The sequence below is a fragment of the Microbulbifer mangrovi genome (genome assembly GCF_002009015.1).
GTDB classification, from domain to species: Bacteria; Pseudomonadota; Gammaproteobacteria; order Pseudomonadales; family Cellvibrionaceae; genus Microbulbifer; species Microbulbifer mangrovi.
On the sequence record NZ_LZDE01000307.1, the window covers coordinates 1 to 15,304 of the forward strand.

Here is a 15,304-nt window from a genome sequence, read left to right on the forward strand (position 1 = left end):
GGCTACGACGTAAAAGACCTGGCCGTTTCCGCCGATGGCGCGCAGCTGGCGTTCGCCATGCGCGCACCGGATATCGAGGGGCTGGACGATGACGAGCAGCCGAGCTGGAATATCTGGTTGTACGAATTCGAATCCGCACAGCTGACCCGTGTGATCCAGTCCGACCTGATTGCCGAAGAAGGAGACGATATCGCTCCGGCTTTCCTTCCGGATGGTCGCCTCGTTTTCACGTCTACCCGCCAGCGTCGTTCACGGGCGCTGTTGCTCGATGACAATAAACCCCAGTTCTCCGCACTGGCAGAAAACCTGGATGAACCCGCCTTCGTGCTGCATGTGATGGAAGCAGACGGCACCGATATCCAGCAGATTTCCTACAACCAGAGCCATGACCTGTCCCCCACCGTGCTGTTCAATGGCCGCATCCTGTTCAGCCGTTGGGACAATATGGGTGGCGTGGACCGTCTGAGCCTGTATACGGTCAAGCCGGATGGCACCGACCTGCAGTTCCACTACGGATACCACAGCCAGGCTACTGGCACCGGTAGTGGGCCGGACCCCATTCCCGCGGCTTTCAGTAAACCCCAGCAGATGCCGGACGGGCGCATACTCGTCACCCTGCGTGCGCCGGAGGGGATTACCTACGGCGGGGATATGGTGGTGATCGATGCGGAAAACTTTACCGAGGCCTACAGTGAGCCCGAACAAGAGGGTGTGTTGCAGGGGCAGGAGTCCCTGTCGGTAGAGGAAGTGATTACCGATGGTGGGCTGTCTCCCCACGGGCTGTTTGCCAATGCCTGGGCTTTCCACGACGGCACCAGCCGGTTGCTGGTGAGCTGGAGCGAGTGTCGGGTCATCGACCCGGAAACCGAACTGCCGCAACCCTGTACCGAGGAGTGGCTGGCGACACCGGATATCGTGCCCGCAGATCCACTCTACGGTCTGTGGATATACGATTACCGCGAGGGCACCCAGCGCCCGATTATCCAGCCCGAAGAGGGGCTGATGATCAGCGAGGCGGTCACCGCGGATACCCGCCCGATTGCGGAATTTATTCCGCAGCCGATTCCCGGGATCGATATCGACCGCGACCTGTTCGATGAGGGCATGGCGATTCTGGATATCCGCAGCGTGTACGATTTCGACGGCATCGCCGCTGTGGATATTTCCGCGCTCGCAGATCCCCTGCAGACCACAGCCGCAGAGCGCCCCGCGCGCTTTCTGCGGGTGGTCAAGGCGGTAGGCGTTCCCGATCGCGATACCCTCGACTTTGATCGCTCCGCCTTCGGCCGCAGCCGCGCCCAGTTGATGCGGGAAATCATCGGCTATACACCGATCCAGCCCGATGGCTCGGTACGCGTTAAAGTTCCGGCGGACATGCCGCTGGCCATTTCCGTGGTGGATGCCAACGGCCGACGTATCGTCGGTCGCCACAATAACTGGCTGCAATTCCGCGCCGGCGAGATACGTAAATGCCAGGGGTGTCACAGCGGCGACAGCGAAGTGCCTCACGGCCGTACCGATAAAGAACCGGCATCTGCCTGGGCGGGTGCCCCTACCAGCGCCGCCCCGTTTGCCAATACCGAGCCCGCTCTTACCGCGGATATGGGGGAAACCATGGCGCAGCTGATGGCGCGGGTGGCCGGCCATCCCGTTCTGGATGGCGACCTGAAATTTGTCGACCTGTGGACCGACCCGGCGCTGCGGGAAAAAGACCCGAGCAGTGAACTGTTGTCCAGCGATCTGCCGACTCCGGCGCCCACCAGCCTCGCCTGCCAGAGCGAATGGACAGCGGATTGCCGCACCGTCATCCATTATCCCGAGCATATCCAGCCGATCTGGGACCTGCCGCGGGAAATCACCGATGCCATGGGCAATGTGATCGATGATCAGACCTGTACCAGCTGCCACAGCAACCGCGATGCCGCCGGTATGGCCCAGGTGCCCCCGGGACAGCTGGACCTGAGCGGTTCCCAGTCCGGGGTCAACACCAACTTCAGCGCCTCCTATGTCGAGCTGATCTTCGATAATCCCACCCAGGAGCTGCGCGACGGAGCGGTACAGAATGTGCTTGTCCAGGATACCGATGACGACGGTAACCTGTTGTTCGAGACCGATGAGGACGGTGAGCTGATTTTGGATGCCGATGGCAACCCGATTCCTGTTATGGTTACCGTCGACATTGAGCGGATCATGGATACGGCCGGCGCTAACGCCAGTCGTTTCTTCCGCGTATTTGAAGCGGGTGGCGTCCACGCAGGTGCGCTGTCCGCAGCGGAATTGCGATTGATTTCAGAGTGGCTGGATATCGGTGCGCAGTATTACAACAACCCCTTTGATGCACCGGTCAACTGAACAATGAACAGGCAGCCCGGAAACAGGATTTCCAATTTGGCGCTATTGCTGGCAGGACTCTTGAGTGTTTCCCTGGCCCAGGCGCAGACACACACGGAAGAACAGGCAAGCGGAGAAACCCCGGTAACCGAGAGCTTCTCTGCGCAGCAGTTTGGCGATCGCGCGCCGCAACAGCTCCCCTTCGATACCGAAAAAGTATTTGTGGGAGCCGAATTCCTCAACCTGTATACCGGCCCCGGGCGCGGGTATGTGATCGATCAGGTGGTGGAATACGGCGAGCCATTGTGGCTTTTGAAGCGGCGCACTGACTGGGTCAAGGTCATGACCCGCACCGGCAAGATGGGCTGGGCAAAAATTGCGGATCTGGACGCGGTGTACGGTGCGGCAGGTGAGCAGGTTGTAGTGCCCGCCCCCGGTGTCGACAATGCCCGCGATCGCGGCGTACGCTTCGGATTTACCTATGGCGACTTCGAAGGCGCCAATTCGCTGGGGATTTCACTGGGTTACCGCTTTACCGGCAATATCTCCGCCGAGCTGCGCGCTGCGCAGACCATCGGTGCCTATTCCGATAGCCAGACCTACCAGGTCGCCCTGCTGCACAAGCCATTTCCAGACTGGCGGCTCTCGCCATATTTCATGCTCGGCACCGGCATCAATATCACCTCGCCCAATGCCACCATCGTCGCCACTGAAGATCGCCAGGATACCACCATGCTATCCGGTATCGGTGTGACCACTAACTTATCCCGCCGCTTCGCCCTGCGCGCGGAAGTTGCCAATCATTACCTGCTCACCTCGCGGGAAAATAACCAGGAGATAGTCGAGTGGAAACTGGGCTTCGACGTATTCATGTAACCCTTGCCGGCCTGTTACTGGCCGCGAGTGCGCCCTTTGCCAATATCGCCTGCGCACAGGGTGACGAGACGATTGACGAGATCATCTCGCCGGACCTGGAGCGGCGCGAGATCCGCGAGGCGGAGATCGACAGCGAAGACTTCGAGTTTACCGTCTATTGGGGCGGCATCATGAGCGTGGAGGATTTTGGCAGTAACCGTATGATCGGGGGCAGCCTCGCCTACCATATCAATGAAGATTTCTTTATGGAGGCCGCGTACGCGCAGACCGAACTGGGCGAGTCCAGCTACGAACGCCTGAGCGGTTCGGCTCCACTGCTGACCGAAGACGAGCGCGACCTCAGCCTGTACAACCTGTCGCTGGCCTGGAACTTCCTGCCCGGCGAAATTTTTATCCTCGATCGTTGGGCGCTGAACAGCAATCTCTATCTGATCGGCGGTATCGGCAACACCAGCTTTGCTGACGAAGAATATTTTACCTACAACGTCGGGGTGGGGGTGCGTATGCTGACCAAGGACTGGCTGACCCTGCGTTTTGACGTACGCGATCATATTTTCGAGCACGAGATTTTTGGTGAGCCTGTTACTACCAACAATCTTTCCGCCCAGCTGGGCGTTTCCATTTATTTTTAATCGCAGTGATTTTCACAGAAAAACAACTGAGAAAACCGGAGAATTCCAATGCGTAAACTGATTGCCGCTCTCTGCACCAGTGCCGCTCTGCTGGCGGGTGCTCCCGCTTCCGCCAATATCCCGGCAGCGGACTTTACCCTCGCCTCATTGAAAGATGGCAACCTCAAGCTCAGCGAGCAGCGCGGCGAGGTGATCATGCTGAATTTCTGGGCCTCCTGGTGCGGTCCCTGCCGTGAAGAAATGCCGCTGCTCAATGATCTGCATGCGCGCTACGAGCCTGTGGGCTTCCAGGTATGGGGTGTCAACGTTGACGCCAACCGCGAAGATGCGCAGGCGATGCTGAACAAAATCCCGGTGGAATTCCCGGTGCTGTTCGACTCCCAGAGCGATGTGAGCAAGCTGTTCGGCGTGGAAGCCATGCCGAGTTCTGTATTCATCGATCGCGACGGTAAAGTGCGCTACGTGCATAAGGGCTACCGCAGTGGCGACGAAGCCGAGTACAAGAAAATCATCAAGGAATTGATCCGGGAATAAGCCATGTACAAGCGCGCGCTTCTGCTGTTGCCACTTCTGTTGCTGGCAGGCTGTGAAACCATGATGCCGGAGCCGTGGGTAAAGCCCTATGAGCGGCATTACCTCGCGGACCCGATCATGAGCTTTGAGCGGGATCCGGTGGCAGCGGGTTATATGAACCATGTGTATGAAGCGCGTGAGGCTGCGCGTGGTGCGGAAGGTGGTTCCGGGGGCGGTTGTGGCTGTAACTGATCTGAAAAAACATGTCGGCCTGCTGGTGATTGCCCTGTTCGCGAGCAGCGCAAATAGCGCGGTATTGCCGGAAGAGCGTGCTGACACCATGTATCACGCATACAGCGGTGGCGGTGTCACCATCGATGGGCCATCGGTACTGGTGCGCAAGAATATTGGCAACAAGGTTTCCCTGTCGGCCAATTACTATGTGGACATGATTTCCGGCGCCTCCATTGATGTGCAGGCCACCGCCAGCCCCTACAGCGAGCAGCGCGACGAATTCTCCCTGGGGGCGGACTATCTGGTGGAAAAAACCACCATGAGTCTCAGCTACACCAACTCCAGCGAAAATGACTACCAGGCGGAGACCGTGGGTTTCGGGATCAGCCAGGACTTCTTTGGCGATCTGAGCACCCTGTCCATGCGCGTCAGCCTCGGCAGTGACGATGTGATGCGCAACGGCGATGAGAACTTTCTCGAGCAGGCTGAGCACCGTCGCTACTCCCTCGGCTGGAGCCAGATTCTCACCACCAAACTGATCGCCGAAGTCAGCGTGGAAACGGTGGCGGATGAGGGCTTTCTGAACAACCCGTATCGCAGCGTGCGCTACCTGGATCCAAATTCCGGTACCGGTTTCAGTTACCAGGCCGAGCTGTATCCCACCACCCGCAACAGCGACGCGGTCGCGTTGCGGGCGAAATACCGCTTGCCCTACCGCGCCGCGATAAAGAGCGAATACCGCCGCTACGCGGACAGCTGGGGGATCAGTTCCGACAACCTGGAATTGCGCTATACCCATCCACTGGAATCCGAGAACCTGATTCTCGAGGGCAAACTGCGGTTCTACAAGCAGGATGGAGCGGACTTTTACAGTGACCTCTTCCCTTACCTCAACGCCACCAATTTCCGTGCGCGTGACAAGGAGCTGAGCGATTTCTCGAGTACCGCCATTGGTATTGGTGCCTCTTACCAGCTCCCCGAGCGCTGGGCGCTGTTCAATCGCAGAAATACCGTCAACCTGTACTGGGATTACGTGCTGTTCGATTACGACAATTTCCACGATGTCCGCGTGCACAACAGCGGCGACTACCTCCCCGGTGAAGAGCCCTCCTACAGTTTCAATGCCCACGTCGTGCGACTGTTCTGGTCGATGTGGTTCTGACACCATTCCCTGATGGACTTGGCACTTTCGTTTGATACGCGTGGGTGCCTTTCCACTTTCGTTTCCTCCCCCTGATTACCCGCTCCCTATTTAATGTGTGATGTTTGTCACGCAGCCAATGTGATCAAAGTTTGTCCGATAAGGCGCAAAATAGCCCCTAAAATGCCGAAAAGGAGGCATTGTTGGCATTTCGTGGCATCTATAGCCTCCACCCCCGCGCGAATTGTTCTCCCCTCTCGCCGTGTCTGCAGCCGCGTAGCGCAGTCCGTTTTCGAGTTGTGCGAGAGGTATTGATCCGCAAAAACAGTTACGCCACTTCCGCCTTTGAGCACGCTCTGGTGGACCGGAAAATAAATTTACCTGGGGGATTTTATGTACAGTCGATTGCTAACCGTCTGCTCGCTTTCACTGGTTCTCGCTGCATGCGGCGGAGGAGGTGGGGGATCCGATGGTGGTGGAAGTGGCAGCAGTGGTGGAGGGAGTTCCAGCAGTAGTTCAAGTTCCAGCTCCAGTTCGAGTAGCTCGAGCTCAAGCAGTGGCGGCTCCAGTTCCAGCTCCAGCAGTTCCAGCAGTGGCGGTTCCAGCTCAAGCAGTAGTGGTGGTAGTACCTCCTACATCGTTTCCACCAGACTCGGGACGGGTCTCGTCGTCGAGCCCGGAAGTGCAACCGTTGACGAAGGTGGAACAGCAAGTTTTACCCTGTCTCAAAGTAGCGCCGGATATGTTGTCGAAGAGGTTGCCGGCTGTGGTGGTAGTTATGACGCGGCGTCCGGCGTTTACACCACTGGTCCGGTGAGCGCTGATTGTGAAGTGGTGGCGAGCAGCCAATTGGCGGTCAATCTGCAGCCCTATGCGATTACCGCAACGCAGCCGTCCATCGTCACCATGATCCAGCGGGTTGTGGATCGCAGTAGTGGTGAGCCGGTTACCAGCCTGACCCTGGAAGATTTCAATGTACTGGAAAATGACACGCCCATTGCGGAGCGCGAAGCCTTCCTGGATCTTGAGCCGATTGATCAGATTCCCTACCAGCTGAACACCGTGTTGATGCTGGATGTCAGCTCGAGTGTGACGTCTTCTGACCTGGTCGACGTAAAAGCTGCGGCAGCGAAAATTGTCGATAATCTTATCCAGAACCAGCAGATTGCTGTTTACGTGTTTGATGACACGGTCCGCAGGGTGAGTGATTTCAGTAGTGACAAGGAAGCCTTGAAAACTGCGATTGACGGCATCACCGGCGGTGGCCCGTCAACAAATCTGTATGGTGCAGTGGTCAACGGGTTCAACCAATGGGACAACAGTTTCACCCTGGATCAGGTGACCCATGGGGCTCTGATCCTGATTACCGATGGCAATGATACGGCTTCGTCTTCTACGCTCGACGCCGCTCTCGCAGCCAAAGGTGACAAGGATTTCTTCGCGCTTACTGTCGGTAGTGAAATCGATCCGGATCCATTGGTGCAAATTGTGCTGGGTGAGAAGCTGGATGCCATCGCCGATACCGACCGCGCCTTGGCTTCGAAACGACTTTTCAGTGTCAGTAATTACAGTGAGGTGGACGCGGGTCTGCAGCAGATTGCGGCGGAAGTAGAGCGGCTGACGCAAGGCTTGTATTTCCTCTACTACGCCACGCCCAAGCGCTCCGGAACCCATACGGTGACTGTGAGTATCGAAAACAATGCACTCTGCTCCGAGCTGGACGTAAATTGTGTAACCTCACTTTCCGGCAACTTTTCTGCCAGCGGATTTAGCAACGTCTTGCCCGAATTGCTGTTCAGCGGACCGGAAGGCACGCTGCGGCCGGGAAATACTTACCAGCTTTCCGGACGCGTACGCTGGTCAAACCCGCCGTACGAATTTACCTGGGCGCTGGAAAATCTCGACGGCCAGATGACACTCGAGGTAAACCCGGAAGATCCCAGCAAGGCAACCCTCAGCGTCGCCTCTTCTGCCCAGGTGAGCAAAGGCTCCGTTACGCTTTCTGTTCTATTGCAGGGCGGCAGCGGCGATGAACTGGTCAATACGGTGGAGTACGAGGCCGGTATCTCCGTGAGCGGCCCGGACGGTACGATTCTCGACACTATCCAGCTCAGGGGCGGACAGTCTCTGGCACTTACTGCAGATGTCGCCTGTGATCAATGCAACTGGTGGCTTGATGACTCTGCAGTGGCCAGTCTTAGTGTAACCACCGGCAACCGCGTGAACCTCAATGCAGGAAGTTCCACTGGCTACACCAAGCTGACGATTCAGGATCAATTGTCTGGTGTGTCTTCAAGTTACGCTGTGGAAGTTGGCTTCCGTGCCGGAACCGGCGAAGACGTACAGATCTCCTATTATGAAACTCACGCGCTAACCGTTAAGGCGGACGGTAGCCTGTGGGCATGGGGCTGGAACATTAACGGATCGCTGGGAACGGGTGATACGGCTTCTATCTATGTGCCTACTCGAGTGGGAACAGGCAGCGACTGGAAAAGTGCAGCGGCAGGCCGTCACTCCTCTCACGCTGTTAAATCCGATGGCACCCTGTGGGCCTGGGGCTCAAATGCCGCTTATCAGCTGGGTACCGGAGATGAGAACCTCGCTGTGCAGTACCTTCCCGTGCAAGTCGGTGAAGACAGCGACTGGGTGAAGGTTTTTGCGGGTGAAAGCCGTGGTTTCGCGATCAAATCCGATGGCAGTCTTTGGGCCTGGGGTCACAATCAGTACGGGAGGCTCGGCACCGGTCCTGATTCACCTGGCGCTGCGGAAACACCCGTACAAATCGGTACCGATACCGATTGGGCGAGCATAGCCGCAGGTAAGTACCACACAGTGGCACTGAAAACCGATGGCAGCCTGTGGGCCTGGGGACACAACAACGGTGGTCAACTGGGAATTGGAGAATCGGAACCTCAGTACAGCCCAGTGCAAGTGGGTGAAGACGCGGATTGGGCAGCGGTAGATGCCGGTCTGATTCACACCGTTGCACTGAAATCCGACGGCAGCCTGTGGGTCTGGGGAGATAACGGCAATTACCAGCTGGGCTCGGCGGATAATACGTTAGACCTGAACGTCCCCACCCAGGTCGGTAGTGACACGGATTGGGCATCAGTGGATGCCGGCGCGTATCACACTATTGCGGTTAAATCCGGTGGCAGCCTGTGGGCCTGGGGAAGAAATATTGACGGACAAGCGGGTATCGATAGCACCGACAACCATGCGCTGATACCGACACAGGTCGGAGGCGCTTCCAGCTGGATAAGTGTTGTGGCTGGAGCGAATACTTCCTTTGCGGTAAGCAGGGATGGTTATTTGTGGGGCTGGGGCGATAATGAAAACTACCGTCTGGGAGTCGGTTCCATGACCGATAAAAGGGTGCCAGTGGTAGTTGGTTTCTAACTATCGCTGCGAACACAGCAAGTTTTAATCTCATTCAGTTAGGGGGCTTTGCCCCCTTTTTTTGTCTTATCTGTGAGTCTTCGCTAGCTGGCACCAGGGCACCTTCGTGGTTGTCGGGTTTGAGTAAAAAATGATTGTCAGCGATTACAAAGCACCCTAAAGTTCGCCGGCATTCCGGTGAGCCCAGAAGATCGGGCCCTCTCCCCTCCTCGAGGATGCTCACCCGCCGCTGCCTACCTCTCCCCATGTATCTGTCCGGCAGCGTTTTGTCCTCGTTTTTAGTGCCCGGGTGGGTTCCATGCTCAGTTATCGTCACGGTTTTCACGCCGGCAATTTTGCCGACGTGCTCAAGCACTGTGTGCTTGTGGAAATTATTTCCTACTTGAAGAAGAAAGATGCGCCTTTCGACTATATCGATACCCACGCGGGTGCCGGTTGTTATGCCCTGGCATCGGACATGGCGCAGAAAAACTGCGAGTACCTCAACGGTATTGGTCAGCTTTACGGGCGATCCGAGCTTGCGGGGCTGCAGAACTATCTGCGACTCATGGAGGGAATGAACCCACAGGGCAGCCTGCAGCAGTACCCCGGCTCACCGTTGATTGCCGCACAACTGCTGCGCTCCCAGGACAAGGCCTGGCTGTTTGAACTGCACCCCAGCGATGCGGAAAAACTGCACCAGACCCTTTCCCGCGGGCGCCAGTGCCGGGTGCGCGAGGAAGACGGATTTGCCGGACTCTCGAGCCTGCTGCCGACCAGGTCCCGCCGCGCCTTGATCCTGATCGATCCGCCGTATGAACAGAAAGCGGACTACCAGCGGATAGTGGCCGCACTGCAGTTGATCCACCACAAGATGGCAACCGCCACGGTAGCACTGTGGTATCCGGTGGTGGAACGCGGTCGTATCAATGCACTGGAAAAGCAACTCGCCGGATCCGGCATTCGCAATATCGAATTGTTTGAACTGGGTATCCGCGCCGATGCGGAAGGTCACGGTATGACCTCGGCCGGCATGATCGTGGTCAATCCCCCCTGGACCCTGCGCAAGCAGATGCAGGAGCTGCTGCCCGCGTTAGCCGCAGACCTGAGTGCCGACGGCAAGCCCCACTACCGCTGTGTGACCCTGGTTGCAGAATAGGGGAGTGGATCCGACGGCGCTGTGCGTCTCAACTTGTCACCTCCCGGAAGATTGTTGTATGTTTTCCAGACAGAACAATAATCAACCGGGCGCGTGATAGAAGCGGCGACTCCCTCTAGCAATGGTGCGGGGGAATAAAAAGCTGCCATCGCGTCACCGGAATCCCCGCTATCTGCCCCTGTGGCGATCGCCGGGAACAGCGATGACGACTTGCCTATGTCCAAGACCTGCCTCAGGTCACTACCCGCCCTGTTGCTGGCGGCACACGTGAGTGCCGTACCGGTGGCACTTGCCGTGGATGTCGCTCCGGAACCGAAGGGCGATATCGGGTCGGGACATTCCGTACAGGCCACCACCTACCAATTCCAGATTCCCGCACAACCACTGGACCAGTCACTGCTGGCGTTCTCACGTCAGACCGGGCTGGCGGTGATGGTCGCCACCGCCCAAGATCGCGCTGTCAGTACCCCGGGCGGCCAGGCGCCGGCCGTCGCTGGCGAATATACCGCCGAAGCGGCGCTGGAGCAGTTGCTGGCACAGTCGGATTTTCGCTACCGCCGGGTGGATGGTCAGGGCGTGGTGATACTGCCCCCGAAATCCAAAGATGCAGCGCCGGAAAAAGAAGCGCAGGCGATCGCGGAAGCGCGTCCGCTGCTTGAGGAAATCGAGGTGGTGGCGAGCAAGCGTCGCACCAACCTCCAGCAGACCCCCATGACAGTCACCGCCATCAGTGGCGGCACTCTCGAAGAGCGCAATATCGATAGCCTGGAGGAACTGGCCGCAGAGGTGCCGAGCCTGCAGGTGGCGCGCAATGGTGATCACACCGCATCCATGCTCTACCTGCGCGGGGTCGGCTCCGACAACCACACCGAGGCCGGGGATTCCGGGGTCGCCACCCACGTGGACGGGATCTTCAGCAGCCGGGTGCAGGGTTCTGCGGTACTGCTTTACGACCTCGATCGGGTGGAGGTACTGCGCGGGCCCCAGGGCACATTGTTCGGGCGCAACTCGACCGGTGGTGTAATCAATTACCACACCGCGCGACCGCAGGAAGAGTGGTTGTCGGAAATGTCCGTCTCTTTCGGTAACTACCGGCAGCGCAAGGTCAGCGCCGTCGCCAATGCACCGCTTACCGACAACTGGGCACTGCGCTGGGCGGGCGTATCCGAGCAGGCCGATAGTTACACCGACTACACCGAAGACTCGATCCCCGCGGATCGCGACAGTCGCTACAACAACACCGATCTGTTCAGTCACCGCCTGAGTTCCAGCTGGCAGATCACCGACAGTATCGACTGGTGGCTTAGCTACGAGCGATTTGAGGATCGCGGCGCAGGCAGCCTGCCGGTGGTGGATTACGCTACCCCGGTCACCATCGACACCCCCGGGCGCACCCGGCTGGACCAGGATGCGCTGCGCAGCCGTATCGAACTCAGCCTGCCCGGCGGTGCGTCACTGGCCTATATCGCCGGTTACGGCTTTACCCAGCGCGCCCAGGACTGGGATGCGGATCGCAGTGGCGCGGTGGGTAGCGAGACAGACCCGGCCATCTATCACCAGAGCAATCGCACCATTTGGTCGAAATACCGTGCGCGCCAGCACGAGCTTCAGCTGAAAAGCCGCGACGACGAGCGCCTGCGCTGGCTGCTGGCCTATTTCAGTTTTGCGGAAAAGAATGCGATCCGCTTCGACCTGGAACATCAGGAGCCGGACGGCGGCGGTTGGGGTGGTGCTCCGGCGCACAGCTTCCAGCAACCGGACCGTGGCTCGCGCCTGGATGCGGTATACGGCCAGCTGGATTACGACCTGAGCGCACAATGGCAGATCAGCGCCGGTGCCAGAAGCGGTCGCGACCAGCGCTATGACCGCGGCGGGCGCAACATCGCCTGTCCGGACCTGATCCGCAGCGATCGCGGTGGCGAGCTCGGCCCCGTCGCGGTCAACCGCGAATCCGCCGACCCGGACCAGTGCTACGTCGCCAACTACAACGACGTCGACCGCAGCTGGCGCAGCACCACCGCCATGGCGCGACTCACCTATCACCCTTCCGAGCAGGCCCTGCTGTATCTGCACTATGCAGAGGGGTTCAAGCCCGGCATCGTGCAGGACGGGGCCAGGCTCAGTGGTACTTACAGTGGTGCCGAGGACCCGCAGTACCGGCAGGCCCTGGATCTGTTACTCGAGCGCAACAATCGCGGCGCCGCCTTTGTGGGGCCGGAAACCAGTGCCAATATCGAGCTGGGGTTCAAGCTGGGCCTTATGGATGGTGCCATGACCCTGAACGGCGCACTGTTTGATACAAGCTACCGGGACCTGCAGGTATCCGGCATTGCCGTGGCGGAAGACGGCACCGAGTTGATCCGCAGCACCAATGCCCCCTCCGCCACCATTCGCGGTATGGAGCTGGAGCTGAACTGGGCCAGCAGTCTCAACGGGCGGGTTGCGGGATTTGTATCCCTGCTCGATGCGCGTTACGACCACTTCCTGGCCGTGGACAACGAATTTCCAGACCACGGCCAGACCTGGAACCCAGACGCTGGCGACCCGCAATTCCCCAACCTGGTGGACTTCGGCGGTAACCGCCTGAAGCAGGTGCCGGAGATCAGTCTCGGTCTCAACTATCGCCACAGCCTCACTCTGGGCAACTGGGCGCGTGCTACCGCAAGACTGGGGGTGCAATTCGCCTCGGATATGTATTTCGATGAGGCCAATCGCGGCGATCGCAGCGGCATGTTGCTGGATAACGTCAGCGGTGAGTGGCAACAGGATCCCGCCGGCCCCGCGGACAATATCGATCGCCAGCCGGCCTGGAGCCGCTGGAGTACCGGCATCAAGATTGAACCCAACCGGGGCCCCTGGTGGCTCGACCTCTACGGCGAAAACCTCACCAACACCGCCGTCGCTAACGATGTGCAGGAGGCGGATATCGCGGTACCCGAGTATTACTACGGCGCGCCGCGTACCTTCGGCCTGCGGCTTGGCATCCAGATCGACTGACCAGGTCGAATGAGCATATCGACTGAATAGCACTGCGAACTCATTATTTTTTTGCCGTGGGGGGGACGATCCGGCTCCCCTATCCGTTCTATCGGCAAGAGAAATAGATTTCAGCGCCCGCCAGAGGCGTCTTCCAAGCAGACAAATACAACAAAAATGATGGTGAAGAGAATCCATGGCAACAGCGTGGGCTAGCCAATTGGCGACCGATAACGACAAGGACCTGGATTACTACTACCGCGAATATCATCAGGAACTCTGTCGATATGCGGTGAGTAAGTTCGGACTGTCGTACAGCGAGGCCGAGGACCTGGTGCAGGAAGCATTTGCGCGCATGGCCCCGCAGCTTCGCGTTGGCGATATCGAACATGTGCGGGCCTTCCTGTATCGCTCTGTGCACAACGCCACGATTGATGCGTTGCGCAAGGGGCAGGTGCGGGAGAGTTATGCACAGTCGGTACAGGACGATCCCGACCGGGAACAGGACACCCTGAGCCCGGAGCGCGTTGCCACCAGCCGGCAGTTTCTGGGACTGATCAATCGCGCCCTGTGGAACATGCCCCACAAGCGCCGCCGGCTGTTGTTGATGAATCGTGTCGATGGCCTCTCCTACGCGGAAATAGCGCGGCGGGAAGGACTCTCGGCAACTGTAGTTAAAAAGCATGTAGCGAAAGCCCTGGCCGGGTGTCAGGAAGCGCTGCGTGTACATGGTGGAGAATTGTGATGACGACTGGCAACAGTCACCTGCAGACAGATTTCCGGCGCGTGGAAGCCGAAGCCCGCGAATGGTTTATGCTGCGCGGCGAACGCAGCCTTACCAGTGACGAGCAGTCCGCGTTTGACGAGTGGATGCAGCAGGTAAATAACCGCGGCGCCTACCAGCGCCTGGAGCAGATCGACCGCAGTCTGGCAGCCCTCGCCGCAGGCCCGGAGGGCGCGCGCCTGCGCCAGCCCGGCGGCCTTTCCCGCTGGCTCGACAAGCTGAACAACTACTTCGGTATTACACCGGTGACCGGCCTCGCGTTTGCCTGCACTCTGATGTTAGCCGTGGGCCTGGTGTATGTCGCCCCGTGGCAGTCGGAACCGGCACCCCAGGCCTACGCAGCGGAACTGGCACAGCAGCGCACTGTAACTCTCGATGACGGCAGCAGGGTCACCCTGGGTGGCGACTCCGCCGTCGAGGTCGCATTCAGCGATGCCCGCCGCAGTGTAAAGCTCCTGCGCGGACAGGCTTTCTTTGAGGTTTCCAAGGATTCCGCGCGCCCGTTTTATGTCGGTGCCCGCGATGCTGAAATCCGGGTGGTCGGCACTCGTTTTGATGTGCGCACCGGAAGCACCCTGCACCCGGCGGTAAAAGTCACTGTCGAGGAAGGCATCGTCGACGTCGCCAGTCGGCCGACTGCGACACCTGACAGCAGCGGTCCAATGGTACGTCTGGTTGCCGGTCAGCAGGTCAGTGTCGATCAGTCCCGGCTGAGTCGTGTCACCACTGTGGATGCGAATCAGGTTGCCGGCTGGCGTCAGGGAAAATTCAGTTATCACGACGCACCACTTTCCGAGGTGGTTGCTGATGCCAATCGCTATCGTAAAAACCGTATTGTGATCGGTACCCGCGAACTGGAAAACCTGCGCGTGACCACCGCTTTCAGGGCTGACCAGGCCGATACCCTGGTAGCTATGCTTGAGCAGTCACTGCCGGTGCGGGTGTTCAAGGAGCCCGATGGCAGGGTGGTAATCTGGCCCGGCACGGTAGAAGAGTGACCTGCCGATAAAACGATAAAGCCCGGACAATTCCGGGCTTTATCGTTTTCAATTCTGATTACAAATTTTTCGAAAGGGATAGGATGGCCTGCCAGGCATCGCCAAACAGCATAACGCGCTCGGCGTTTAATCCTGCTAGCAGTGTGCCAAAAACGAAAACAACCAGCGGCGTAACCAGAGGTGATCGAACCAGGTAGGACCTCCTCGGGTTTTCCGGATCAAAATATACCGTTCTCTCCGAGCCACAGTTGACTTTCTCGATTGAAAACACCGGGTCTGTAG

The 15,304-nt window shown here is 58.6% G+C and carries 11 protein-coding genes; all 11 read left to right on the plus strand.

Translation table 11 applies throughout. The features are described from left to right. A partial coding sequence (locus B4U49_RS09640; RefSeq protein WP_078084388.1) for an HzsA-related protein occupies nucleotides 1–2,352 on the plus strand: 2,352 nt, incomplete at its 5' end. Nucleotides 2,353–2,388: 36 nt separating this feature from the next. After that, entirely contained in the window at nucleotides 2,389–3,207 is an 819-nt protein-coding gene (locus B4U49_RS09645; protein WP_193432835.1) for an SH3 domain-containing protein, read from the plus strand. Further along, nucleotides 3,177–3,839, plus strand: coding sequence for an outer membrane beta-barrel domain-containing protein (locus tag B4U49_RS09650; protein WP_078084390.1), 663 nt, complete (start codon nucleotides 3,177–3,179; stop codon nucleotides 3,837–3,839). The genes B4U49_RS09645 and B4U49_RS09650 overlap by 31 nt, the downstream gene beginning before the upstream one ends. 48 nt (nucleotides 3,840–3,887) lie before the next feature. Then, nucleotides 3,888–4,373, plus strand: a complete 486-nt coding sequence (locus tag B4U49_RS09655; RefSeq protein ID WP_078084391.1) for a TlpA family protein disulfide reductase — start codon at nucleotides 3,888–3,890, stop codon at nucleotides 4,371–4,373. A 3-nt stretch (nucleotides 4,374–4,376) separates the two neighbouring features. Then, nucleotides 4,377–4,604 (plus strand): DUF4266 domain-containing protein, encoded by a 228-nt coding sequence (locus B4U49_RS09660; protein ID WP_078084392.1) that lies wholly within the window; start codon nucleotides 4,377–4,379, stop codon nucleotides 4,602–4,604. Then, the gene (locus B4U49_RS09665; protein ID WP_239692561.1) at nucleotides 4,591–5,748 is read left to right on the plus strand and encodes a DUF3570 domain-containing protein; all 1,158 of its coding nucleotides are present in this window, start codon (nucleotides 4,591–4,593) and stop codon (nucleotides 5,746–5,748) included. The genes B4U49_RS09660 and B4U49_RS09665 overlap by 14 nt, the downstream gene beginning before the upstream one ends. A 372-nt stretch (nucleotides 5,749–6,120) precedes the next feature. Beyond that, entirely contained in the window at nucleotides 6,121–9,126 is a 3,006-nt protein-coding gene (locus B4U49_RS09670) for an RCC1 domain-containing protein (RefSeq protein WP_158078595.1), read from the plus strand. Between the two features lie 298 nt (nucleotides 9,127–9,424). Beyond that, nucleotides 9,425–10,264 (plus strand): 23S rRNA (adenine(2030)-N(6))-methyltransferase RlmJ, encoded by an 840-nt coding sequence (locus B4U49_RS09675; protein ID WP_078084395.1) that lies wholly within the window; start codon nucleotides 9,425–9,427, stop codon nucleotides 10,262–10,264. A 216-nt stretch (nucleotides 10,265–10,480) separates the two neighbouring features. After that, nucleotides 10,481–13,261 (plus strand): TonB-dependent receptor, encoded by a 2,781-nt coding sequence (locus tag B4U49_RS09680; protein ID WP_143735612.1) that lies wholly within the window; start codon nucleotides 10,481–10,483, stop codon nucleotides 13,259–13,261. 175 nt (nucleotides 13,262–13,436) lie between these two features. Continuing rightward, a complete protein-coding gene (locus tag B4U49_RS09685; RefSeq protein WP_078084397.1) occupies nucleotides 13,437–13,985 on the plus strand; it encodes an RNA polymerase sigma factor in 549 nt (182 codons plus the stop codon). Further along, nucleotides 13,985–15,022, plus strand: coding sequence for a FecR family protein (locus B4U49_RS09690; RefSeq protein ID WP_078084398.1), 1,038 nt, complete (start codon nucleotides 13,985–13,987; stop codon nucleotides 15,020–15,022). The genes B4U49_RS09685 and B4U49_RS09690 overlap by 1 nt, the downstream gene beginning before the upstream one ends. Nucleotides 15,023–15,304: the final 282 nt, after the last annotated feature.

Bases quoted from the DNA above. Each gene is read 5' to 3' on its own strand.
- B4U49_RS09655 (WP_078084391.1), top strand. From the start codon at position 3,888: ATGCGTAAACTGATTGCCGCTCTCTGCACCAGTGCCGCTCTGCTGGCG.
- B4U49_RS09660 (WP_078084392.1), top strand. From the start codon at position 4,377: ATGTACAAGCGCGCGCTTCTGCTGTTGCCACTTCTGTTGCTGGCAGGC.
- B4U49_RS09670 (WP_158078595.1), top strand. From the start codon at position 6,121: ATGTACAGTCGATTGCTAACCGTCTGCTCGCTTTCACTGGTTCTCGCT.
- B4U49_RS09675 (WP_078084395.1), top strand. From the start codon at position 9,425: ATGCTCAGTTATCGTCACGGTTTTCACGCCGGCAATTTTGCCGACGTG.
- B4U49_RS09680 (WP_143735612.1), top strand. From the start codon at position 10,481: ATGTCCAAGACCTGCCTCAGGTCACTACCCGCCCTGTTGCTGGCGGCA.
- B4U49_RS09685 (WP_078084397.1), top strand. From the start codon at position 13,437: ATGGCAACAGCGTGGGCTAGCCAATTGGCGACCGATAACGACAAGGAC.
- B4U49_RS09690 (WP_078084398.1), top strand. From the start codon at position 13,985: ATGACGACTGGCAACAGTCACCTGCAGACAGATTTCCGGCGCGTGGAA.